Here is a 23,871-nt window from a genome sequence, read left to right on the forward strand (position 1 = left end):
AGGCCGTTGATGACCCGTTATTTGCTTGCCATTGATCAGGGAACGACCAGCTCCCGAGCCATCGTTTTTGACGAAACAGGGACCAGTGTCGGTTCCGACCAGCAGGAATTTCACCAGTATTTCCCGAAGGATGGCTGGGTTGAGCACGACGCCAGAGAAATCTGGGAGACCACACTGGGCGTGTGTCGGTCGGCGCTGAAAAAGGCAGCAATTGAAGGCGGCGATATCGCCGGGATCGGTATCACCAATCAGCGTGAAACCACGGTGATCTGGGATCGTGCGACTGGTGAACCCCTGCACCATGCCATTGTCTGGCAGGATCGGCGTACCGCGGCCGTCTGTTCCAAACTCAAGTCGGATGGCTATGAAGATATGGTGGTCGAGCGTACGGGGCTTCTGATCGACCCCTACTTCTCGGCCACGAAAATTGCCTGGATTCTGGATCATACTGAGGGCGCCCGCGACCGTGCAGAACGCGGCGAGCTGGCGTTCGGCACCATGGACAGCTGGTTGTTGTGGAATCTGACGGGCGGCCGGTCCCACGCCACCGATGCAACCAATGCCTCCCGGACGGCGCTGTTCAATATCCACACGCAGTCGTGGGACGAGGAACTTCTGACATTGTTCCGGGTACCCCGTGCCTTGCTTCCCGAGGTTATGGACAGTGCCGCGGACTATGGTCAAACCGATGTCGAATGGCTCGGGGCGCAAGTCCCCGTTGCGGGCATTGCCGGCGACCAGCACGCGGCATTGATCGGGCAGGCGTGTTTTGAACCGGGAATGGCCAAGAGCACCTACGGTACCGGGTGTTTCCTGATCCTTAACACCGGGCAGAAAGCTCTGCGATCGGAAAACCGTCTTCTCACTACCATGGCCTACCGCCTCAATGGTGTTCCCACCTACGCCATGGAAGGCAGCATTTTCGTTGCCGGCGCGGCCATGCAATGGCTCAGGGATGGCCTTGGGCTGATCAGTCACGCGGGAGAGTCCCTTGAACTGGCCCAAACCGTGGGCGTCGACAATCCCGTGTACCTGGTTCCCGCATTCACCGGCCTGGGAGCACCTCATTGGGATCCCCATGCCCGTGGTGCCATCATGGGCCTCACCCGTGATACCGGCATTGCGGAAATCGTTACGGCCGGGCTCCAGTCAGTCTGCTATCAGACCAAGGATCTGGTCCGTGCGATCCAGAACGATGGCGCCAGCCTGGCATCTCTGCGGGTGGATGGCGGTATGGCCGTCAACGACTGGGTCATGCAGTTCCTCGCCGACATACTGAATGTCGATGTCGATCGACCGACGATTACGGAAACAACAGCCCTCGGGGCGGCCTATCTTGCTGGCCTGCAGGTGGGGATCTGGTCAAGCCTCGAGCAGATCAGCCAGCTCTGGGGATGTGAGCGTCAGTTTCGTCCCGATATGAAACCCGCCATGAGAGAGTCACTCTATGCGGGCTGGCTGGACGCTGTGGAACGGGTTTGTAACAACCATTGAGCAGGTTCAGGCGGTGCGTTCGAAGGCGATCAGATGGTCCGCCTCGACGCGCACCGGAACATGCTCACCCAGATGGAAATCCAGATGGCTGCGGAACAGGGCTTCGAACTCGGTGTCCTCGGAACAGCGGAACCGATAGAGCGTTGAGGTGCCCGCGAAGGTTTTCTCGATGACCTTTGGCCGGAGATCGGACGAGGGGTCGTAGACGATGTCGTCCGGTCGGATAAGCACGTCCACCAGGGTTCCGGGCTGCCACTTGTAAGCTCGATTGCCCTGGATCAGCCCCAGCTCGGATTCAATGGCATCGGGGCCGAGAGCCTTGCCCGGAATGAAGCCTCCCTGGCCCACGAAACGGGCGACGAAGCGGTTGGCCGGTTCGTGGTAGAGGTTGTAGGGGACATCCCACTGCTGGAGGGCACCCGATTTTAATACCGCGACCTGATCGCACATGGCGAAGGCTTCCTGTTGGTCGTGGGTGACCAGAATGGCGCTGATTCCGAGCTTTTTCAGAATGTCACGAACATCCAGGCTCAGGCGTCGACGCAGATCGGCATCGAGGTTTGAAAATGGTTCGTCCAGCAGGATCAGCGTTGGTTCCGGTGCCAACGCCCGGGCCAGGGCAACGCGTTGTTGCTGGCCGCCAGAGAGTTCGTGGGGATAGTTGTTTGCCAGATCCTGGAGGTGGACAACATCCAGCAGTTCGTCGACCTTCTTCCGGCGTTCGGCTTTTTCCAGGTTCGTCAGACCGAAGCCGACATTTTCGGCAATGGTCATGTGGGGAAACAGTGCGTAGTCCTGAAAGACCATTCCGATCCGGCGTTTCTCCGGTGCCAGAGTGCGCCCGGGCAGACTGATGGATCGGGACTGTAGCCTTATTTCACCGCTGTTGATCGGCAGGAACCCGGCGAGCGCTCGCAGTATCGTGCTTTTACCGCAACCGCTGGGGCCGAGAAGGCAGCCGATATCACCCCGACTCAGGGCGAAGCTGATGTCCGAAACAACGGACTCTCCACCATAACCGCAGGCGAGGTTGCTGACTTCCAGGAGCCAGTCTTCAGCGGGCATCTCGTGCCGTGCCATTGATCAATCCAGTTTGTTGAGAATCAGGAATTCCAGCAGGGCTTTCTGGGCATGCAGGCGGTTTTCCGCTTCGTCCCAGACCACCGATCCCGGGTGTTCCATCATGTCGACAGAGATTTCCTCGCCCCGATGGGCCGGCAGGCAGTGCATGAACAGGGCATCCTTTGATGCAAGGTTCATCAGTTCCGGGTTGATCTGATAGCTACGGAAGGCGTGCTCCCGGGCTTTTTGCTCATCTTCCTGGCCCATGGAGGCCCAGACATCCGTAACCAGCAGGTCGGCGTTCCGGGCCGCGTCGGCGGGATCCCGTACTACGGTAACCCTGTCTTTATGCGCGTCGAGAATTCTGGCGTCCGGCTCGTAACCTTCCGGGCAGGCGATGTTCAGGTGAAAATCGAATTGCGAGGCGGCATTGATGTAGGAATGACACATGTTGTTGCCATCACCGATCCAGGCCACCGTGCCACCACGGATACTGCCCCGGTGCTCGCGGTAGGTCTGCATGTCCGCCAGGAGCTGGCAGGGGTGGAAATCGTCGGTCAGGGCGTTGATGACCGGAACCCGGGAGGCTGCCGCGAACGATTCGACGGTCTTGTGGGCAAAGGTCCGGATCATGACGGCATCCACCATGCTGGAGATCACGATTGCCGAATCCTCGATCGGTTCGCCCCGGCCGAGTTGGGTGTCCCGGGGAGACAGGAACATGGCGGAACCACCGAGCTGCGTCATACCCGCCTCAAACGAGACACGGGTCCGTGTGGAAGACTTTTCAAAAATCATGGCGAGTACGCGGTTTTTGAGCGTGTCGCGCACCTTGCCCTGTCGCCACTCGTTCCTGAGTTTGGTGGCGTGATCCAGCAGATCCTCGAGTTCGCCGGTGGTCAGGTCGTTCAGTGTCAGAAAATGTCTTGCCGCCATGAAATGGGCCTTACCTTTGTGAAACCGCGACTTGCGGGGTTCCCGATCGATGTTTGATGGAAATTTTGTGTCAGAAAAGGGGATGAAGTCTAGCCCGTCGTGCCGGTTAAGACAATGTCGTCGGCGGTGCTCCGGTTTGGTCGGCCGCCGGGGAGGCGTGTACAATAAACCTATCCGGTTGCCGATGGGCAATTCCGTTTTCAATCAGAGGTGAATGTTCATGGACATCAACGAAACCATCAAGAGCCAGCTCGACGAAAACCCGATCATCCTTTATATGAAGGGGACTCCGCAGGCGCCTCAGTGCGGGTTTTCCGCCAAGACCGTGCAGGCGCTGATGGCTTGCGGTGAGCGGTTTGCGTTCGTGAATATCCTGGACAACCAGGAATTGCGCGAAGGGCTGAAAGTGTACTCCAGCTGGCCTACCTATCCGCAGCTGTACATCAACGGCGAGCTCTTAGGTGGCTGTGACATTGTGCTGGAAATGTCCGAAAGTGGCGAGCTTGCCAAAGTAGTGAAGGACGCCGCGAAACAGGCCGAAGCCTGAGTCCTGTCCGTCTGATTCAGAGCCGCTTGGGGGAGAACACCAGTTCGACCTCGAAGCGGTCCTGATTATCGTTGTCCGGTGGTGGCTCCGGGTAGGGGCTTGCCGCCAGGGCCGCACGATAGGCGGCCTGGTCAATTCGTTTGATTCCCGTCGATTTTGTCACCCTTGCCCGGGTCAGGGTTCCGTTTTTCATCAGGTGCAGCTCGATTTCCATTCGTGTTTTTTCGCTCAGCTGGCCGATTGCCGGAATTTTAAGTCGTTCCAGCTCATGGGCCAGGTGAACGGCGAGCCGCACCAGATAGGGGTCCTGTTCGCTCGGAGACTGGCTGATGCGTGTGACGTCTGCGGGCGTAGCGTCAGGAATCGGGTCGCTGGGCGGAGCGCCGGCCTTGCTGTCCGCGCTAACGGTGGTCGGTGCGGTTTCCACTTTGTTCGGCTGTGTCCTGGTCACCGGTTCGGGTTTGTCGGGTTGTGTTGGGCGCTGATGCGATTGTCTCTCAGGGAGCGAGACTGGCGACTCGGACGCCGTTACGGTTTCCGGTGGTGAGGAAGGCGCTGATTCGGGGGAGGGTACCGTGAAATCCGCGTGTCTCGGAGAGGGAGGCGTTGTCGACTTCTCTGGCGGTGTGGGTTGGTTCGGCTCCGAGGGTTCCGCGCCGATCGGCAGGAGCCTGACGGTCAGCCTTGAATGCGGAACGTCCAGCTCACCCATGTGAAACCGAAGGCCGGACAGCAATAATACGTGCAGCAGCAGAGCGATGGACCCGGCGAGGGCGATCCGATAGGGAGCGGCAAGCCTTGGGCTGGGAGAAGGGCCTGTCATTGAGCTCAGGCAGTCTTGCTCCGCAAGGATCCCACCACGGCATCCAGGGCCCGGTCAATCAGCGCGCCCTGCTCAAGCAGGGTCAGCCGGCCGCGTCTCATCTCGTGAGCGAGCTCGACTCTCGTCTTCTCGATAACCTTCAACCCCATCCGGTTTACGAACACGAAGGAATCGGCCTCATCAATGATGGCTGACAGCTTGCATCGGAAACTGGCGCCGTTCACCAGGCGGAATTCGACCCAGCCACCGATTTCCATGGCGTCGATCTGGGCAACGTATTCGGCGATCGCAGCGTCTTCCGTCTGGCTGGTATCTGAGGTCGTTTCCTCGGCTTCGGGCGGCTCTGCGGGCGCCGGTTCCTCCTGAATCTCCCCACCGCTCTGGCTGTTACGGAAAGCCTCGGCCAGCTCGTGCTTGAGGGAGCCCATCATGTCGTCCAGGCGAGACGCGTTGTAGGATACTTCCTCGAGGCCTGCCCTTAGGGTCTTCAGCAGTCCGGGGACCACCCTGACCCATTGGTCGCGCTCGGCATCCTCCTGATGGGGGTGGAGGCACCAGATCAGGTCATCGACCACTTTGACGGTTTCCTGCCAGCGATGTTCGACATCGTCCCGGAGATAGGCCAGAAACATGACCCGGCTCCAGCCGTTGGTCAGGATGCTGTGTACCGTTTCCGGGAGACGATAGCGCTGCAGCTTCTCCCGGAGAATACGATCGACCGTTTCCTGCGCTTTCTGGGACTTGATCCGGCCCCGCTCGGATTCGCGGGTTCTTTGCTCAACCAGGGATGCCTTCCGGTTTTCCTTGGCGAGGAATTGTTCGAAGTCGGCGTTCAGTGTTTCGAACAGGGAAATGTCACCGTCAAACTCTTCGAGAATGCGCTGCACGATGCTGTGGATTTTCTCGTAAAGCTTGTCGCGGCCCTTGTCGTCGCTCTTGCTCCAGCCTATGCCCGCCCGGGCCAGCGAGTTCAGAAGGCGCCGGGCCGGATGGGTCGACTTGCTGAAAAACGACTTGTCCTTGATGACGACCTTGAGAATCGGGATCTGGAGGCGACTAATCAGGACCTGCACCGGCGGCGAAAGGTTGTAATCGTCGAGAATGAACTCGAAGAGCATGGACACCAGGTTGATCAGGTCTTCGTCCATCTCGTCGAGCGCCGGCTTCTTGCCTTCGCGTGTATCGACCTGCGCAAGTACCTGTTCTACGACGGCGGACAGATCGATTGCTACAGGCTCTCCCTCGCTCAGATTCTGGCCGGGATTCGAAGGCGTGGCGGTCGGGAGGGCGCTAAGCAGATTCAGCAATTCCCGGTCGCCCACGATCTGAACATTGGGGTCGCTCATGCGAGGCGGTATGCCGGCGTTGGCTCTCTGCAGGGCCAGCAGCTGGTGAATCTGTTCAAGAACGGCACTGCTGTCGGCAGCGACGCGCTCGGTTCTGGAGTGCGTCTGTGTCTCTTGACCCGCCTGCTCGGAGGCGGATCCCGATGAACCGGCGTGTTGCTGGCCGGTTTTTCCATGGTAACGGAAGTTGGGAATCACGCCGGCCTGAATCAGGATCCGGTTGGCCTCATCCAGCAGCATGCCAAGATTCGAGACCACGTAGCGGTCGAACTGTTTTAGCAGAATCAGGCGTTCGCGGATCTGGATCTCAAGGACCTGAATGGACTCGGTGAAGGCGCTGCAAAGATGCTCGGGCGCCATCGGATTGACCGGCGACTCCTCGGTGGCTTCCGGACAGACCTGGCTGAAACGGGTCTGAAGCTGCAGCAGGGGGCCCTGGAAATGTGCCTTTGCCTTGGTGATCATGGCATTGAGGGCGACCTGCTCTTCCAAGTCATCATTGCCGACGAGTGACAGCGAATCGGCGCTTGCAGCCTGCTGGCTCTGGGACTCGTCGTGAAGCTTTCCGGCGTGGGGCGGCGTGGCAAAGAGTTGTGCGACGGCGTTCTGGAAATGACGCTCAACGCCTTTCCGCTTGATCCGGATTTCGCGCATTGCCTCGAAATACCGGTTCTGCTCGTTGTTGGACCGGGCATTGTTGGCGAGTTCGAACAGGGAATCGTCAACGGCATCAAAAGCGCCCTGCAGCAAGTCGCCGAGGCCGGCAACCACGGTTTCCCGAATACGGGAAACCTCCGCAGGAACCGGTTTACTGCTGGCAGCTTCCCTGTGTTCGCGGAGGTAATGTATACCGGACTGCTTGTTCATGGCCGTCTCCTGTCTTCGCCTCAACCGGATACATGACCGAGCTTTGGATCCCTGGATTCTCGTTATTGGTCAAATTTACCGCATTTTTGGCTACGTTAACATGAATAAATGCTAACCTGAGAGTCCTTTCAAAAAATCAGGCCTGGCTGATCTTCAGAGAGCGTCTTTTCCGCTTGCGCGGGTGGACGATGGCCGCCTTGACCACGTTGTCCTTGATCTGAAGTACCTCCACGCGATGCCCGTCCACCTTCAGGCAGACGTTGGTCTCCGGAATGTTTTCGAGGGTTTCCGTAATCAGGCCGTTCAGTGTTTTCGGGCCATCGGTCGGCAGTTTCCAGCCTAGGGTCTTGTTGATGGTTCGCACGGCGGCCGTTCCGTCGATGATAAACGTTCCGTCGTCCTGGGGAATGATGTCCGGGCTGGTGGCGGCGTAATCGGTTGTGAATTCGCCAACGATCTCTTCAAGGATGTCTTCAAGGGTTGCCAGGCCAAGCACATCGCCGTATTCGTCCACCACGATTCCAAACCGGCGTTTGCCCTTCTGGAAATTGATCAGCTGGGTGTTGAGCGGGGTGCTCTCCGGGATGAAATAGGGTTCCTGGCAGAGCTGCATGATCATGGCCTTGTTGATCTCTTCCTGTTGCAGAAGCTTGGTCGCGCTCCGCAGGTGCAGGATGCCCTGAATGTTGTTGATGTCGCCTTTGTAAACCGGCAGACGGGTGTGCTGGCTGCTCTTGAGTTGCCGGAGAATGGTGTCCGTGTCGTCCTCGAGGTCGATCCCCACAATCTCATTCCGGGGCACCATGATGTCGTTCACGGTCACGTTCTCAAGGTCGAGGATGCTGACCAGCATGTCCTTGTGTTTGGCGGGGATCAGGGCGCCCGCCTCGTTCACCAGTGTCCGGAGTTCTTCCCGGCTGAGGTGGTCGCTGGCGGCATCCTCCGGTGAGATTCTCAACAGTTTGAGTATGGCGCCGGTGAACAGGTTGACGGACCAGACAATCGGATAAAGGATCTTGAGCAGCGGGCCCAGTATGTGGCTGGCTGGAAAGGCGATTTTCTCGGGGAAAAGGGCTGCCAGGGTTTTCGGTGTCACCTCGGCAAAAATCAGTATGACGATCGTGAGCAGCAGGGTGGCAATGGCGATGCCGGCATCGCCCCAGATGCGTATGGCAATGACCGTTGCGATCGACGAGGCCAGGATGTTCACAAAATTGTTGCCGATCAGTATGACGCCGATCAGCTGGTCGGTCCGTTGAAGCAGCCCCTGTGCGCGCCGGGCTCCCTTGTGGCCGGTCTTCGCCATGTGTTTCAGCCGGTACCGGTTGAGCGACATCATTCCGGTTTCGGAACTGGAGAAGAATGCAGAGAGCAGGATCAGTGCAAAAAGGAGTGTGAACAGCGCGGTCAGCGATGTTTCGTTCAACGGGGGTGTCCTTATGTTGCCGACAAGGTGCGAAAATAGGATGGGAGTCGGTCGGGTGTCAAGCGACGATGACGAGCGTCCTCAATAGCCGCCACGATGGTACAGCAGTTCCAGGACAAACTTGGTGCCATAGAAAGCCAGCATCAGCAGTACGCAGCCCGCCAAGGTCCATCGGCTGGCCGTGATGCCTCGCCATCCCTGGGTGTACCGGCCGATCAGAAGCGCCACGAAGACCATGAGCGAGAGCAGCGAGAATATGGTCTTGTGGGCAAGATCCTGAGCGAACAGGTCTTTAACGAACAGTGCGCCCGTGACGATCGCGAGGATCAGAAGGACCACGCCGGCCCAGACCATTTCAAACAGCACCGATTCCATTGTCTGCAGAGGCGGCAGATTGCGCACCAGCAGGCTGTTGTAGTTGTGTTTGAGCTGGCGGTTCTGGAAATACAGCAGGATGGCCTGGATGCCCGCCAGACTGAACAGGCTGTAGGCAGTCACGGAAAGCGCGATGTGGGCGAGCATGCCATAGCTCTCCTCGGACACCAGCCGGGACGGGGTGTGGGTGATCAGGGCCAGGATAATGGTCATGATCGCCAGCGGATAGACCACAAGGAAGAGGCTTTGAACCGGCTTCCGCAGGTTCAGGCCGATCAGCAGAAAGGCAATCAGCCAGGAGATGACCAGAGAGCTCTTGAAAAAGCTGAAATCAATGTTGCCATTATAAAAGACGGTCTGAAAAATCAGCAGCCCGTGGCCGGTCAGTGCCAGAATGCCGATCAGGGTTGTCACGGCCAGGTTGGGTTGTATCTTGCCACGGAAATTGAGCGCCTGCAGCGCGGTACCAACGCTGTATAGAAAGAGAGAGGTGACCGCGAGAATCAGCGTTCCCATGATGTCCTTATTAACATTCAACTGGCTGGATATCGGACTGACTTTCAGCCGATTTGACCGGGCTGGTCGTTTCAGGGCGATAGTCTGGTTATAATGTCGCGATTATGCAACAGGAATCAAGGTGCCGGTGTGGTTCCCTGATTCGGTATACATTTTATCTCCCGGATACGGAAGAGACGCATGTTTGAAAATCTCCAGGACCGGCTTTCCGGCAGTCTGCGCAAGATTACCGGTCAGGCGCGGCTGACTGACGACAATATCAAAGAGACCCTGCGTGAAGTGCGCATGGCGCTGCTGGAGGCGGATGTCGCGCTTCCGGTGGTGAAAGATTTCGTGGAGGGTGTCCGCAAGCGGGCAATCGGACAGGAAGTCCAGCGGAGCCTGACGCCGGGTCAGGTATTCGTGAAAGTGGTCCAGCAGGAGCTGGAACGTGTCATGGGGGCGGGCAACGAGTCTCTGAATCTGGCCGTCCAGCCGCCCGCCGTGATCATGATGGCAGGCTTGCAGGGTGCGGGTAAGACCACGACGGTCGCCAAACTGTCCCGATTCCTGAAGGAACGACAGAAAAAATCGGTCATGGTTGTCAGTGCCGACATCTATCGCCCCGCAGCGATCAAACAGCTTGAAACCCTGGCCGGCGAAGTGGGTGTCGAGTTCTTCCCGAGTACCGCGGATCAGGATCCGGTCGACATTGCTGAGGGCGCCATCGACGCTGCGCGCAAGAAGCATATAGATGTAGTGATTCTCGATACTGCGGGTCGTCTGCATGTCGATGAGCAGATGATGGATGAGATCGGGCGCCTGCATAAGTCCGTGAAGCCTGTCGAGACGCTGTTCGTGGTTGACGCCATGACGGGTCAGGATGCGGCCAATACCGCCAAGGCCTTCAATGATGCCTTGCCACTGACGGGCGTTGTGCTGACCAAGACCGATGGTGATGCCCGGGGCGGGGCGGCACTGTCGGTTCGCCACATTACCGGCAAGCCGATCAAGTTCCTCGGGGTCGGGGAGAAAAGCGATGCCCTCGAGCCTTTCTATCCCGATCGGGTAGCCTCCCGGATTCTCGGGATGGGCGACGTCCTGTCCCTGATTGAGGAGGCGGAGCGCAAGCTTGACCAGAAAAAGGCGCAGAAACTCACCAAGAAGATCAAGAAAGGCAAGAGCTTCGATCTTGAAGACTTTCGCGATCAGCTGCAGCAGATGAAAAACATGGGTGGGATTGGCGGCCTCCTGGACAAGCTTCCCGGAATGGGGCAGATGGCCCAGGCGGCGCAGCAGCAGGTCAACGACAAGTCCCTCGGCCAGATGGAGGCGATCATCTGCTCCATGACGCCCAAGGAGCGACGCTATCCGGACACCATCAACAACTCCCGTAAGCGTCGGATCGCGTCCGGCTCGGGAACCCAGATCCAGGACGTGAATCGCCTGCTCAAGCAGCACAAGCAGATGTCCAAGATGATGAAGAAGTTCGGCAAGAAAGGCGGCATGGCCAATATGATGCGCGGCATGGGAGGTATGATGCCCCCCGGCGGTGGCGGTGGAATGCCTCCGTTCGGCCGTATGTAAAAAGCCGTATGTGGAAAACGGGGAAACCGCAGGTTTTCCTGTTTTCTTTGGCGTTTATTTAGCATAGAATAGCGCCCCTTTCGAGTATGGGTCTTCGCGTCAGCCGCACTTGGCGGGCGTGAATCGTACAAAGTTCGTACAACAGAACAGGATATTGGTCGAAATGGTAACAATCCGTTTGGCTCGTGGCGGCTCCAAGAAGCGCCCGTTCTACCATCTGACAGTCACAGACAGCCGCAAAGCACGCGACGGTCGTTTCATTGAGCGCGTTGGTTTCTTCAACCCGGTGGCCCGTGGTCAGGAAGAGCGTCTGCGTGTAGATCGCGATCGCGTGAACTTCTGGCTGGAGCAGGGTGCTCAGACATCCGAGCGCGTCGCCCAGCTGCTGAAGGCTGCTGAGTAATAACGCACGACCCGGGGCTGATGGCATGACGCAGACTTCGCAGGAAACTGTGATCGGCCGGATTACCTCGGTGTTTGGGGTCAAGGGATGGCTAAAGGTCTATTCCTACACGGACCCCAAAGAAGGAATTCTGGATTACCCGGACTGGACTCTGGTCCTGGACGGTAAACGGATTTCCGCAAAGCTTGAGGAGGGTCGCCGCCAGGGGCAGGGGATCGTCGTCAGGCTTAAAGGTATTGATGACCGTGAAGTTGCCCGGAGCTATGCCGGAGCAGATGTTCTGGTATCTACGGCTGAGTTGCCCGAGTTGCCCAGTGGCGAATACTACTGGTATCAGCTGGAAGGTCTGGATGTTTTCACGGTGTCCGGTGAGTGCCTGGGTAAGGTGCATCACCTGATGGAAACGGGATCCAACGATGTCGTGGTCGTTCGTGCCACCTCAGGCTCCATCGATCAGCGAGAGCGTCTGATCCCCTATCTGCCGGACCAGGTGGTTCAACAGGTAGATCTGGATCAGGGCCGTATGGTCGTTGACTGGGATCCGGAGTTCTGACGGGTGTGGATTGGCGCTGTCAGTCTGTTCCCGGATATGTTTCGTGCGGTTACGGATTATGGGATCACCGGTAGGGCGGTTCGGGATGGTCTTCTGACCTTCCAGAGCTGGAATCCCCGGGACTTCACCCATGACCGTCACCGCACGGTTGATGACCGGCCCTATGGTGGCGGCCCTGGCATGCTGATGAAAATCCAGCCGCTGAGGGATGCCATTCATGCGGCTCGGGAGGCGGCACCTGGTAAGGCCTGTGTGGTTTACCTGTCGCCCCAGGGAGAACCCCTGACTCAGTCGGTTGTGGAGTCCCTTGCGGACGCGCAGCGGCTGATTCTGGTCTCGGGGCGCTATGAAGGTGTTGATGAGCGCCTGATCTCGACGGAAGTCGATCGGGAAGTGTCGCTGGGCGATTTTGTCCTGTCCGGTGGCGAGTTGGCAGCCATGGCTGTCGTTGATGCGGTTACACGCCTCATCCCCGGAGCGCTGGGTCATGCGCAGTCAGCGGAGCAGGATTCCTTTGCTGACGGTTTGCTGGATTGTCCGCACTACACCCGGCCCGAGGTTTACGAAGGTCTGGCGGTGCCGGAGGTTCTTTTGGGCGGTCACCATGAACAGATCCGGCGTTGGCGACTCAAGGAGTCGCTGCGGCGAACCCGGGAGCGACGCCCCGACCTGTTGGAGCAGCGGGTGTTAACGGAAGAAGAGCGTGAGCTGCTGGAAGAAATTTTGAATGAACCGGGTGTCTCTGAGTGATCAGGGCATTGAGAGATTGGGTATCAGGAGCATTACGATGAGCGGCAAGAACAACATCATCAGTCAACTTGAAGCAGAACAGATGACCAAGGAAATCCCTGCGTTCGCGCCGGGTGATACCGTGGTCGTTCAGGTTCGTGTTACCGAGGGCAACCGTGAGCGTCTGCAGGCGTTCGAAGGTGTCGTCATCGGCAAGCGCAACCGTGGCATGAACTCCTCCTTCACCGTGCGTAAGATTTCCTACGGTGTGGGTGTTGAGCGTACTTTCCAGACGTACTCCAAGCTGATCGACAGCATCAGCGTGAAGCGTCGTGGTGACGTTCGTCAGGCCAAACTGTACTACCTGCGTGATCTGTCTGGTAAGGCAGCTCGCATCAAGGAAAAGCTGGGCTGATTGACGATTCGTCAGAAAGCCGGTTAAAAAGGGCAGCCTCAGGGCTGCCTTTTTTTATACGCGGAGAATGTCTGTGAGAGCTGAGGACGATGCCGTCATCCGTCGGTTTACGGATGCGTTGTGGCTGGAAGACGGGCTCGGGGAAAAAACCCGGGACGCCTATCGCGGTGATTTGCAGCGTCTGTCGGAGTGGTTGGCGGACCAGCCGGGCCGGCCCGGTCTTCTGCAGGCAAAGCGCACGGATTTGCTCGGCTGGATGTCCCGCGGCCTGGCTGAGGGCATCAAATCGTCAACGGCGGCCAGGCGGCTGTCCGGCGTTCGGCGGTTTTACCGTTTTCTGATCCGTGAAGGTCTGCTCGAAGAGGATCCGACGCTGCGGATCGATAGCCCCCGACTTCCACGGCGGTTGCCGGATTCGTTGACCGAAGAGGATGTTGAGTCGTTGTTGAGTGCGCCCGATCCGTCCGTGCCTATCGAGTTGAGGGACAGGGCGATGCTTGAAATCCTTTACGGCTGTGGGCTGCGAGTGTCGGAGTTGACCAGTCTCCGGGTTGACCAGGTCAATGTGCGACAGGGCGTGGTTCGCATTACCGGCAAAGGTGACAAAGAGCGACTGGTCCCTCTGGGCGAGGAGGCCGTCGACTGGCTGCTCCGATACATGCGTGAAGGACGCGGTGAGTTGCTCAAGGGGCGATCCAGCGATGCGCTCTTCCCGGGAAATCGGGCCACTGCCATGACACGGCAGACCTTCTGGCACCGGATTCGCCATTACGCCATTCGGGTGGGTATCCGCAAACACCTTTCACCCCATACCCTCAGGCATGCCTTTGCCACTCATTTGCTGAATCACGGCGCGGACCTGCGCGTCGTTCAGATGTTGCTCGGCCATGCCGATCTTTCCACCACCCAGATTTACACTCATGTTGCCCGACAGCGTCTCCAGTCGCTCCACCGGGAGCATCACCCACGTGGATGAGCCTGTGGTATCCTCACTGAACTTTTGCCCCGGCCTGCTGTCGCAGCAGGAGTCCGGAGCTCCCGCCATCCGGGCGGTCGCAACGCAATCTGACGGATGTTATTCATGAGAGATTTCAAGACCATCAAGCAGTTGGCTCTGGCTACCAGTCTGGTTGCCGGTTTTTTTGTTACCGCCGGTGCCACGGCAGGCGAGGTTGAGGACAACATCGCCCAGCGTCTCACCAATGCGGTTCCCGGACTCAAGATTTCGTCCGTCCGTGAATCCGAAGCAACGGGTCTCTACGAGGTTCAGAGCAATAACGGCGATACCATCTACACCACCCGGGACGGTCAGTACCTTCTGACCGGGGATCTGCTGAAGGTCACCGATTCGGGCATTTCGAACGTTTCCGAGCAGGCGCGGGCCGCCGAGCGGAAGCGCGCCATTGAGGAATATGGTTCCGACAGTGCCATCACGTTCCCCGCCTCCGGCGAGGAGAAGGCCGTCATCAGTGTGTTTACCGATATCGACTGCCCCTACTGCCGGAAGCTGCACCATGAAATTGCGCAGATCAATGACTACGGCATTACCGTGCATTACTACGCATTTCCCCGTTCCGGTCCCGGCACGCCTTCCTTCCGAAAGTATGTTTCAGTCTGGTGTTCGGACGATCAGCGGGCTGCGATGACGGCGGCGAAGTCGGGCAAGCCGGTTTCTGATGCGACCTGCGATAATCCGGTTCTGGCGCAGTATCAGCTCGGTGGTAAGATCGGTGTCTCCGGCACCCCGGCCATCGTACTCGAAGACGGCAATATGATTCGCGGCTATGTCCCTGCGAAAAGTCTTGCCAAAGGTCTTGGCCTGCTCTGATCCACGCCGGCGGAGGCGATCGTCTCCGCCTTTTGTTCTCCCCGTCACAGCAAACCGCCCCCGGGGCTTATTCCCTGCCGGTTGAATCGGTATACTATGCCCCCTTATCAGTCATCCATCAGCACCCCTTCGGGATCAGAGGTGAGAGCTTGAAAGACGTCAGTGTCGGAATCTGCGGATTGGGAACCGTTGGCGGCGGTACATTCAATGTGTTGACCCGTAACGCCGCACTTATTGCGGGTCGTGCCGGTTGCAACATCCGAATTAGCCGGGTTGCCAGCCGCCGGAGTCGCGACGACCTCGATCTCGGGTCAGTGCCGTTCAGTACCGACATTTTTGACGTCGTCAACGACCCCGCCATCGATGTCGTGGTTGAACTGATCGGCGGTTACGACACCGCCAAGGAGCTGGTGCTGGCCGCTATCCGTAATGGCAAGCATGTGGTCACCGCCAACAAGGCGCTGATTGCCGTTCACGGCAACGAAATCTTTGAGGCGGCGGAAAAGGCCGGCGTTGTCGTGGCCTATGAAGCGGGTGTTGCTGGAGGCATTCCGGTGATCAAGGCGGTTCGTGAAGGACTGGCGGCCAACCGTATCGACTGGATCGCAGGCATCATCAATGGTACCGGCAACTACATTCTGACCGAGATGCGTGCCGGCCGGGAGTTTTCCGAAGTACTCAAGGAAGCCCAGGAACTGGGTTATGCCGAGGCCGATCCGACATTCGATGTGGAAGGTATCGATGCCGCTCATAAACTGGCCATCCTTGCGTCGTCCGGCTTCGGGGTGCCTTTGCAGTTCGAGAAAGGATTTACAGAGGGAATCTCGACCATTACCCCCTATGACATTGCCCATGCGGAACTGTTGGGGTATCGGGTGAAGCACCTGGGTATTGCCCGTCGTCGTGAAGAGGGCATCGAGCTCCGGGTTCACCCGACACTGGTGCCGAAGAGTCATCTGATTGCCCAGGTCGACGGGGTTCTGAATGCGGTTCTGGTCGATGGCGACGCCGTGGGACAGACCATGTACTACGGGCCGGGTGCGGGCGACGAGGCGACCGCCTCTGCCGTGATTGCCGACATTGTGGATGTCGCACGGGCCGTTTCCACCGAAAGTACCCTCCGTATTCCGTACCTTGGCTTCCGACCGAGTGCGATGGAAGACCTCGATGTGCTGCCGATGGAAGATATCCACTCCGCCTACTATCTGCGTATCCAGGCGTTTGACCATCCCGGTGTGCTTGCCAAGATCGCGTCGATCCTGAGTGAACATGGCATCAATATCGAGTCCATCATGCAGAAGGAATCCGAGTTCAAGGACGGTCGCATTCCGGTGATCATCCTGACCCATACGGTCCAGGAGCGGCAGATGAACCTTGCCATCGAGGATATGGAAGCCTTGTCCGACGTCGATGGCAAAGTGGTTCGCATCCGCGCCGAAAACTTTAACTGACAGGTACACACGTGAGATACATCAGTACACGGGGCGAAGCACCCGCCCTGGGCTTCGAAGACGTTCTTCTGACCGGGCTGGCCAGTGACGGCGGGCTCTATGTGCCGGAATCGCTTCCGCATTTCAGTCTTGAGGAAATTCGCAGTTGGCGCGGACTGTCCTACAGTGAACTCGCCTTCAGGGTCATGCATCCGTTCGTCGACGATGCCATTCCCGCCGACGATTTCCGCGCCATGCTGGAAGAGACCTACGATGTCTTTGCACACCAGGCGGTCGCCCCGCTGGTTCAGCTCGACACCAATGAATGGGTGCTGGAACTGTTCCGTGGTCCGACCCTGGCGTTCAAGGACTTTGCACTTCAGTTGCTCGGCCGTCTTCTCGACTACGTTCTGGAGAAGCGTAAGCAGCACGTGGTCATCATGGGCGCCACATCCGGTGACACGGGCTCAGCCGCGATTGAGGGCTGTCGTCGCTGCGAGCACGTGGATATTTTCATTCTGCATCCCTATCAGCGTGTGTCTGAGGTACAGCGTCGCCAGATGACGACCGTGCTGGGCGACAACATTCATAACATCGCTGTGAAAGGCAATTTCGACGATTGCCAGCGGATGGTCAAAGAGAGCTTTGGGGATCAGTCGTTCCTGGGGGGTAAAACCCAGTTGGCGGCGGTCAATTCGATCAACTGGGCGCGGATCATGGCCCAGATCGTCTACTACTTCCAGGCGTCTCTCGCATTGGGTGGCCCGGATCGCAGCATGGCCTTCTCGGTTCCCACCGGAAACTTCGGTGACATTTTTGCCGGCTATCTGGCGAAGAAGATGGGGCTGCCCATTTCCCAGTTGGTAATCGCCACCAACCGGAACGATATCCTGCATCGCTTCATGAGTGGCAACCGGTATGAGCAGCACAAGCTGGAACATACCCTGTCCCCGAGCATGGATATCATGGTCTCCAGCAACTTCGAACGGCTCCTGTTTGATTTGCACGGCCGTGATGGTGCTGCTGTTAAATCGCTCCTCGAGAACGCGTCCAAGGGGCCTGTCAGCATTGAGGACTACCGATGGCGCCATGCGCGCAAGCTGTTCGATAGCGATGCGGTGGACGACAAGACCACGTGCGACACCATACGGGAGATCTACGAGCAGAACGAATACCTGTTGGATCCCCATACCGCGATCGGCGTTCGTGCCGCACGAAACTGTCGTCGTGACAATGCCATCCCGATGATCACGCTTGGTACCGCGCATCCGGCCAAATTCCCCGACGCTATTGCCGAGTCCGGGCTGTCCGTCGAGCCACAGCTTCCGCCTCACATGGCCGATCTGTTCGAGCGTGAGGAGCGTTACACGGTACTCGATAATGACGTTCAGGGGGTTCAGGACTTCATCGCCAGGCACTGGAAAAATGCCTGATCCGGTATGACACCCAAAAAGATCCTGCGTCGCCCCCAGCCAGACGCCGGCCCGGACTGGGGAGGGGATCTTCCTCCTCTCCTGCGCCGGCTCTATGCCGCCAGGGGCGTGACTTCTGATGAACAGCTCAGCTATACCCTCAAGCACCTGGCGCCTCCGGGCACGCTGCGGGGTATCGATCGGGTGGTGGAGCTCCTGTCAGAGGCCATCGATAAACAGCAGAAGGTACTCGTTTTAGGGGACTTTGACGCCGACGGGGCAACCAGCACCGCCGTCGCCATGCTTGGTTTGTCCATGCTCGGGCTTGCCGATGTCGATTTCCGTGTACCCAGCCGGTTTTCGGACGGCTACGGTCTGACCCCGGGGATCATCGAACGGTTGAAGGAAGAGGGCCAGCTGCCAGATCTTCTGGTAACCGTCGATAATGGTATCTCCGCCATTGAGGGTGTGCGGGCTGCGCGCGACCTCGGGATCCGGGTGGTAATCACCGATCACCACCTTGCCGGCGAAGCGCTTCCCGAAGCCGACGCCATCGTTAACCCCAATCAGCCTGGCTGCCCGTTCCTGAGCAAGAATGCGGCGGGCGTCGGTGTCATGTTCTATGTGCTGACCGCGCTGCGGAAGCACCTCCGGGAAACCGGTCGACTGCCCACGCCGGAGCCCAATCTGGGCAGTCTGCTGGACCTGGTGGCGCTGGGGACGGTGGCGGACGTGGTGCCGCTGGACCATAACAATCGCATTTTTGTCGAGCAGGGGCTGCGCCGAATTCGTCAGGGAGAAGCCCGTCCGGGAATCCTGGCGTTGCTGGAAGTGGCTGGACGCGATCCTGGTCGAATCAGCTCTACGGACCTCGGCTTTGTCGTGGGGCCACGCCTGAATGCAGCCGGACGTCTTGATGACATGAGTGTCGGAATTGCCTGTCTTCTGGCCGACTCGCCGGATGAAGCCCGCCGCCTTGCCGGCGAGTTGGACTCATTCAACCGGGAGCGCCGCACCATCGAGCGCGAAATGAAGGGGCAGGCTCAGGATCTGCTTGCTTCCATGTCACTGGATATCGAGGGCTTGCCATGGGGGCTTGCCCTGTTTGATCCGGATTGGCATCAGGGCGTCATCGGCATCCTGGCTGCACGGATCCGGGAGCAGACCCATCGGCCCACCATCGCATTTGCGCCGGATGACGACGGTATTCATCTCAAGGGATCCGCCCGCTCGATTCCGGGGCTCCACATTCGGGATGCCCTCGCTGTGGTTGATGCGCGCCGGCCGGGACTGATGAAAAAATTTGGCGGGCACGCCATGGCGGCCGGCATGACCATCGCCCGGGAGGATCTCGATGGCTTTTGCGAAGCCTTTGACCAGGCCGTGCGAGATGCCATTTCCAAAGAAGATCTCGAAGCGGCGATCGTCACCGATGGCCCCCTGAATGCGGCCGAGCTCAATCTGGAAACGGCAAACCTGTTGAAGCGGGCCGGGCCCTGGGGGCAGCACTTCCCCGAACCCCTGTTCGACGGTGAGTTCCGTGTGGTCAGTCAGCGAATCGTTGGCGAAAATCACCTGAAGCTGGTGCTGCAACCGGTGGATGGCAATGCCATTGTCGACGGAATTGCCTTCAATACGGGGCCCGAAGTGCCGGACTACACCCGCACCGGCGCTCGCGTCGTTTACAAGCCGGATGCCAATACCTTCCGCGGGCGAACCAACCTGCAGTTGCTCGTAGACTACATCGAAGCGCTCTGAGTATATCCGCCGGCTGATTTAACAGCGGAATTCCGGTAGAATTCCGCGTCTGTTTTACACCCCATTTGCCAAAGCGAGAAAGGGTTTCATGGAAATCAATCCCATAGTGACGAAGATCAAAGAGCTTCGCGAGCGCACTGAAGCGCTGAGGGGGTATCTTTGACTACGATCAGCGTAGTGAACGTCTGGTCGAAGTAGAGCGCGAACTCGAGCAACCCACAGTCTGGGACGATCCCGAGCGCGCCCAGGCCCTGGGCAAGGAGCGGTCGGACCTGGAGCTGATCGTGCACACCATCGATAACCTCACCAACGGTCTCAGCGACGCGGAAAGTCTGCTGGACATGGCCGTGGAGGAGGACGACGAGGGCACCGTCGAGGACATCCAGGGCGATCTGGACGGGCTCGATGGCGAGCTGCAGAAGCTTGAGTTCCGTCGCATGTTCTCGGGCGAGATGGATGCCAACAACGCCTATCTGGATATCCAGGCCGGCTCCGGCGGTACCGAAGCTCAGGACTGGGCCAACATGTTGTTGCGCATGTACCTTCGTTGGGCGGAGCGCCGGGGGTTCAAAGCCGAGATCGTGGAGCTGCAGGAAGGCGAAGTGGCTGGAATCAAGAGCGCGACCATCCATATCCAGGGCGATTACGCTTACGGCTGGTTGCGCACGGAAACCGGTGTTCACCGCCTGGTTCGGAAATCACCGTTCGATTCCGGAAACCGTCGCCACACCTCGTTCTCGTCGGTGTTTGTGTCACCGGAAGTGGATGACAGCTTCGAGATCGAGATCAATCCCGCGGATCTGCGTGTGGATGTTTATCGCGCCTCCGGGGCTGGTGGTCAGCACGTTAACCGGACCGAGTCCGCGGTGCGTCTGACTCACAATCCGACCGGGATCGTTGTCGCCTGTCAGGCTGGCCGGAGTCAGCACCAGAACAAAGATCAGGCGATGAAGCAGCTCAAGGCCAAGCTCTTTGAGCGTGAGATGCAGCTGCGTAACGCTGAGAAGCAGAAGCAGGAAGACGCCAAATCCGACATCGGATGGGGCAGCCAGATTCGCTCCTACGTGCTGGACGACAGCCGGATCAAGGATCTGCGCACCAAGGTTGAAACCAGCAGCACCCAATCCGTTCTGGACGGCGACATCGACAAGTTCATTGAAGCCAGTCTGAAAATGGCGCTTTAATCGGCGCCATGCGTACCGAACCGTTAAATCCGGATAACCTCAATCCTAGCGAGCCAACATGACTGAACACACCCAACACGCCGCACAGCACGAGGACAACAAGCTGATTGCCGAGCGTCGCGCCAAGCTGGCGGAGATGCGTCGAGACGGCCATCCGTTCCCCAACGATTTCCGCCGGGATGCCACCGCTGCCGAGTTGCAGGAAAAGTACGGTGACAAGAGCAAGGAAGAGCTTGAGAAACTCAATATCAAGGTGGCCATTGCCGGCCGCATGATGCTGGACCGCAAGGCGTTCAAGGTGGTTCAGGACATGACCGCGCGTATTCAGGTGTATGCCACCAAGGATGTCCAGAAGGACACCAAGCACTGGGACCTGGGTGATATTATCGGGGTTCGCGGTACGCTCTCGAAATCCGGCAAAGGCGACCTCTACGTCACGATGGACGAGTATGTCCTGCTGACCAAGTCCCTGCGTCCGCTGCCCGAGAAGCACAAGGGCCTGACCGATATGGAGGCCCGTTACCGGCACCGGTACGTGGATCTGATGGTCAACGAGGAGACCCGCAAGACCTTCATGGTCCGTACCCGCCTGATCAACAGCATGCGGAACTACTTCAATGCCCGCGGGTTTATGGAAGTCGAAACACCCATGCTGCAGGTGATTCCGGGTGGTGCGACGGCGCGTCCCTTTGTGACCCACCACAATGCGCTGGATATCGATATGTACCTTCGGATCGCGCCGGAGCTGTTCCTCAAGCGGCTGGTTGTGGGTGGCTTTGAGCGGGTGTTCGAGATCAACCGTAATTTCCGGAACGAAGGGCTTTCCACCCGGCATAATCCGGAATTCACCATGGTGGAGTTCTATCAGGCCTATGCCGATTACAACGATCTGATGGATCTCACCGAAGACATGTTGCGCCAGATTACCCGGGAAGTGCTGGGAACGACCACCGTGGTCAACACCCGCGAGCTTGCCAATGGCGAGACGGAATCGGTCGAGTACGATTTCGGCAAGCCGTTCCGTCGCATGACCGTTGTCGAGGCCATTCTCGAGCACAACCCGGACATTCAGGCCGGACAGCTTGGCGATGAAGCCAGTGCCCGCCGGGTGGCTGACGGTCTAGGCATCCAGCTCAAGGATACCTGGGGGCTGGGCAAGGTGCAGATCGAGATTTTCGAGGCGACCGCCGAACATCTGCTGATCCAGCCGACTTTTATCACCGATTATCCGAAAGAGGTCTCCCCGTTGGCGCGCTGCAAGGACAGCGATCCGTTCGTTACCGAGCGGTTCGAATTCTTTGTTGGGGGACGGGAACTGGCCAATGGCTTCTCGGAGCTCAATGACGCCGAGGATCAGGCCGAGCGCTTCCAGGCCCAGGTGGCTGAGAAAGATGCCGGCGACGACGAGGCGATGTTCTACGACGACGATTACGTCATGGCGCTGGAGTATGGGCTGCCACCCACCGCGGGTGAGGGGATCGGAATTGACCGTCTGGCCATGCTCCTGACCAATTCGCCCTCCATCCGCGATGTCATCCTGTTCCCGCATATGCGACCGGAGCACAAGGCCGAGTCTCACAAGGCGGAAGACGGGGAGTGATGCCATGCATCCGGCCGAGGGCCTGTTGCAACAACTGAAGCCCGGCACGGGGTGGGATCAGCACCTGGCCGGCGAGTTCAGTCAGCCGTACATGAGACAGCTGGCTGAGTTCCTGGCCGCCGAGGAGGCGGCCGGTAACGTTCTGTACCCTCCCAGTGCACGCTGTTTCAACGCGCTGAACAGCACGCCTCTTGACCGGGTATCCGTGGTGATCCTCGGTCAGGATCCCTACCATGGTCCGGGACAGGCTCATGGACTGTGTTTTTCCGTTCGGCCGAACGTGCCGCCGCCCCCGTCCCTCGTTAACATCTTCAAGGAAATTCAGGACGATCTGGGGATCGCGCCTCCCGATCATGGCTGCCTGCAGCCGTGGGCAGAGCAGGGCGTGCTGCTGCTCAACAGTGTTCTGACCGTGGTCCAGGGACAGGCCGGCGCCCATCAGGGCAAAGGCTGGGAAACCTTTACCGACAAGGTGATCGAGACCGTCAACCGGGAGCGGGAAGGCGTGGTTTTTCTGCTTTGGGGAAGTTATGCGCGGAAGAAGGGGCGCCACATTGATCGGACCAGGCATCTCGTCCTGGAGGGGCCGCACCCGTCGCCATTGAGCGCCTATCGAGGCTTCTTTGGTTGCAAGCACTTCTCCCGGGCCAATGAATGGCTGAGCCGGAACGGGCAGTCGCCGATCAATTGGGCGCTGCCCTCCAGAAACGAGTTGATCGCTCGCTATCAGAAATAACCGTGTTACTGCAGCAGGGCCATCGCGGCTTCCATCTGGGCGTTGAGGTCTTCCTCTTCGCTCATGTCCACGTTGGGGTCCAGTCCCAGTCGCTGGAAGGCGGAAATCTGATTCCAGTCCATCTCGGTCCAGGGATGATCTGAACCCGCGACCAGTTGAAGATTTGCCACCATCACCAGGTCGGCATAGTCGGCTGAAGGTACTTCTCGCTGGAAGTTGGCGTATTCCAGTGGCACGTTTTGCAGTTCTTTCGGGAAGTCCCATTTCTCCAGAATCATCGAACCGATCCGCGGGTGCAGTTCGTCAATGACATTGTCGAGCATGATGCTGCTGATCTGGATTTCCCGGTCCTCGACATAGCGCAGGATCGGCAGAACACCGATCAGGTGAACCAGACCCGCCAGCGTTGCCTGGTCCGGCTTGAGCCGGGTGTAGTTCTGGGCCAGAACGTGGCAGACACCCGCCACTTCTGTGCTGGTTTGCCAGGTGGCCCGAAGACGCTTGTCGATCATGTCAGATGTGGCCTGGAACATCTGCTCCATGGCCAGGCCCATGGCCAGGTTGCTGGTGTAGGCCATTCCGAGCCGGCTGACCGCCATGTTCAGGTTTTCAATGGCTCGACTGCCGCGGAACAGGGGGCTGTTGCAGACCCGGATGATACGGGCCGACAGGGCGGTGTCGTTGCTGATGACTTTAACCAGGTCGGCGATGGCGGAATCTTCCGATTCGGCGATTTCACGCACCTGTAATGCCACTTCCGGAAGTGTCGGCAGGACGAGTTTGTCTGCTTCGATGGCGCCAATCAGGTCATTCTTAATGGTTTCGACAATATTTGACATGGTCTGTCTGGATCCGCTTGTCTGGC

General features: G+C 58.6%; 22 protein-coding genes. 15 read left to right on the forward strand and 7 right to left on the reverse strand.

The window, feature by feature from the left end; translation table 11 throughout:
- The first annotated feature begins 9 nt into the window (after nt 1-9).
- Nucleotides 10-1,494 carry a glycerol kinase GlpK gene (gene glpK / locus MSNKSG1_RS01150; RefSeq protein ID WP_008937393.1) on the forward strand — a complete coding sequence of 495 codons (1,485 nt, stop codon included), beginning with the start codon at nt 10-12 and terminating at the stop codon, nt 1,492-1,494.
- Nucleotides 1,495-1,500: 6 nt separating this feature from the next.
- Here glpK and MSNKSG1_RS01155 read toward each other — a convergent pair whose 3' ends face one another.
- Together MSNKSG1_RS01155 and argF are read right to left on the reverse strand one after the other, a co-directional pair.
- Complete coding sequence (locus tag MSNKSG1_RS01155) at nt 1,501-2,574, reverse strand: ABC transporter ATP-binding protein (RefSeq protein WP_008937394.1); 1,074 nt, start codon at nt 2,572-2,574, stop codon at nt 1,501-1,503.
- 3 nt (nt 2,575-2,577) lie between these two features.
- On the reverse strand, nt 2,578-3,492 hold the full coding sequence (gene argF / locus MSNKSG1_RS01160; protein WP_008937395.1) for an ornithine carbamoyltransferase: 915 nt from the start codon (nt 3,490-3,492) through the stop codon (nt 2,578-2,580).
- Nucleotides 3,493-3,712: 220 nt separating this feature from the next.
- Between argF and grxD the strand changes: the two genes are divergently transcribed.
- A complete protein-coding gene (gene grxD / locus MSNKSG1_RS01165) occupies nt 3,713-4,039 on the forward strand; it encodes a Grx4 family monothiol glutaredoxin (protein WP_008937396.1) in 327 nt (108 codons plus the stop codon).
- A 16-nt stretch (nt 4,040-4,055) separates the two neighbouring features.
- Here the strand turns inward: grxD and MSNKSG1_RS18805 are convergent, their stop codons facing one another.
- The 4 genes from MSNKSG1_RS18805 to MSNKSG1_RS01185 all read right to left on the reverse strand — a co-directional run bounded on the left by MSNKSG1_RS18805 (nt 4,056) and on the right by MSNKSG1_RS01185 (nt 9,392).
- The gene (locus tag MSNKSG1_RS18805) at nt 4,056-4,862 is read right to left on the reverse strand and encodes a TonB family protein (protein ID WP_040886512.1); all 807 of its coding nucleotides are present in this window, start codon (nt 4,860-4,862) and stop codon (nt 4,056-4,058) included.
- A 5-nt stretch (nt 4,863-4,867) separates the two neighbouring features.
- The gene (locus MSNKSG1_RS01175; protein ID WP_008937398.1) at nt 4,868-7,075 is read right to left on the reverse strand and encodes a DUF1631 domain-containing protein; all 2,208 of its coding nucleotides are present in this window, start codon (nt 7,073-7,075) and stop codon (nt 4,868-4,870) included.
- Nucleotides 7,076-7,211: 136 nt separating this feature from the next.
- Nucleotides 7,212-8,501, reverse strand: a complete 1,290-nt coding sequence (locus tag MSNKSG1_RS01180) for an HlyC/CorC family transporter (RefSeq protein ID WP_008937399.1) — start codon at nt 8,499-8,501, stop codon at nt 7,212-7,214.
- Nucleotides 8,502-8,582: 81 nt separating this feature from the next.
- Nucleotides 8,583-9,392: a cytochrome C assembly family protein gene (locus MSNKSG1_RS01185; RefSeq protein WP_008937400.1), complete on the reverse strand. Its 810-nt coding sequence runs from the start codon at nt 9,390-9,392 to the stop codon at nt 8,583-8,585.
- Between the two features lie 180 nt (nt 9,393-9,572).
- Here MSNKSG1_RS01185 and ffh point away from each other — a divergent pair, with 180 nt between their 5' ends.
- The 13 genes from ffh (at nt 9,573) to ung (ending at nt 23,006) form a co-directional block, all read left to right on the forward strand.
- Nucleotides 9,573-10,958: a signal recognition particle protein gene (gene ffh, locus MSNKSG1_RS01190; protein WP_008937401.1), complete on the forward strand. Its 1,386-nt coding sequence runs from the start codon at nt 9,573-9,575 to the stop codon at nt 10,956-10,958.
- A gap of 163 nt (nt 10,959-11,121) precedes the next feature.
- Nucleotides 11,122-11,361 carry a 30S ribosomal protein S16 gene (rpsP, locus tag MSNKSG1_RS01195; protein ID WP_008937402.1) on the forward strand — a complete coding sequence of 80 codons (240 nt, stop codon included), beginning with the start codon at nt 11,122-11,124 and terminating at the stop codon, nt 11,359-11,361.
- 25 nt (nt 11,362-11,386) lie between these two features.
- Nucleotides 11,387-11,914, forward strand: a complete 528-nt coding sequence (rimM, locus tag MSNKSG1_RS01200) for a ribosome maturation factor RimM (protein WP_008937403.1) — start codon at nt 11,387-11,389, stop codon at nt 11,912-11,914.
- A gap of 3 nt (nt 11,915-11,917) precedes the next feature.
- Nucleotides 11,918-12,664: a tRNA (guanosine(37)-N1)-methyltransferase TrmD gene (trmD, locus tag MSNKSG1_RS01205; protein ID WP_008937404.1), complete on the forward strand. Its 747-nt coding sequence runs from the start codon at nt 11,918-11,920 to the stop codon at nt 12,662-12,664.
- Nucleotides 12,665-12,701: 37 nt separating this feature from the next.
- Nucleotides 12,702-13,058, forward strand: a complete 357-nt coding sequence (gene rplS / locus MSNKSG1_RS01210; protein WP_008937405.1) for a 50S ribosomal protein L19 — start codon at nt 12,702-12,704, stop codon at nt 13,056-13,058.
- A gap of 67 nt (nt 13,059-13,125) precedes the next feature.
- On the forward strand, nt 13,126-14,034 hold the full coding sequence (gene xerD, locus MSNKSG1_RS01215) for a site-specific tyrosine recombinase XerD (protein WP_008937406.1): 909 nt from the start codon (nt 13,126-13,128) through the stop codon (nt 14,032-14,034).
- A 105-nt stretch (nt 14,035-14,139) separates the two neighbouring features.
- Nucleotides 14,140-14,886 carry a DsbC family protein gene (locus MSNKSG1_RS01220; protein WP_008937407.1) on the forward strand — a complete coding sequence of 249 codons (747 nt, stop codon included), beginning with the start codon at nt 14,140-14,142 and terminating at the stop codon, nt 14,884-14,886.
- A gap of 149 nt (nt 14,887-15,035) precedes the next feature.
- Nucleotides 15,036-16,337 carry a homoserine dehydrogenase gene (locus MSNKSG1_RS01225; RefSeq protein WP_008937408.1) on the forward strand — a complete coding sequence of 434 codons (1,302 nt, stop codon included), beginning with the start codon at nt 15,036-15,038 and terminating at the stop codon, nt 16,335-16,337.
- Nucleotides 16,338-16,348: 11 nt separating this feature from the next.
- Nucleotides 16,349-17,749, forward strand: coding sequence for a threonine synthase (gene thrC, locus MSNKSG1_RS01230; RefSeq protein ID WP_008937409.1), 1,401 nt, complete (start codon nt 16,349-16,351; stop codon nt 17,747-17,749).
- Between the two features lie 6 nt (nt 17,750-17,755).
- On the forward strand, nt 17,756-19,486 hold the full coding sequence (gene recJ / locus MSNKSG1_RS01235; protein WP_008937410.1) for a single-stranded-DNA-specific exonuclease RecJ: 1,731 nt from the start codon (nt 17,756-17,758) through the stop codon (nt 19,484-19,486).
- 88 nt (nt 19,487-19,574) lie between these two features.
- Nucleotides 19,575-20,670, forward strand: a protein-coding gene (gene prfB / locus MSNKSG1_RS01240) for a peptide chain release factor 2 (protein WP_152638687.1) whose coding sequence is annotated in 2 segments (ribosomal slippage) — nt 19,575-19,646 and nt 19,648-20,670 — 1,095 coding nt in all. Because the reading frame shifts where the segments join, the coding sequence is not laid out codon by codon here.
- 58 nt (nt 20,671-20,728) lie between these two features.
- The gene (gene lysS / locus MSNKSG1_RS01245; RefSeq protein ID WP_008937413.1) at nt 20,729-22,270 is read left to right on the forward strand and encodes a lysine--tRNA ligase; all 1,542 of its coding nucleotides are present in this window, start codon (nt 20,729-20,731) and stop codon (nt 22,268-22,270) included.
- Nucleotides 22,271-22,274: 4 nt separating this feature from the next.
- Nucleotides 22,275-23,006, forward strand: a complete 732-nt coding sequence (gene ung / locus MSNKSG1_RS01250) for a uracil-DNA glycosylase (protein ID WP_008937414.1) — start codon at nt 22,275-22,277, stop codon at nt 23,004-23,006.
- A gap of 5 nt (nt 23,007-23,011) precedes the next feature.
- Here the strand turns inward: ung and MSNKSG1_RS01255 are convergent, their stop codons facing one another.
- Complete coding sequence (locus tag MSNKSG1_RS01255; protein ID WP_008937415.1) at nt 23,012-23,845, reverse strand: HDOD domain-containing protein; 834 nt, start codon at nt 23,843-23,845, stop codon at nt 23,012-23,014.
- Nucleotides 23,846-23,871 lie beyond the last annotated feature (26 nt).

The sequence above is a fragment of the Marinobacter santoriniensis NKSG1 genome (assembly GCF_000347775.1).
GTDB classification, from domain to species: Bacteria; Pseudomonadota; Gammaproteobacteria; order Pseudomonadales; family Oleiphilaceae; genus Marinobacter; species Marinobacter santoriniensis.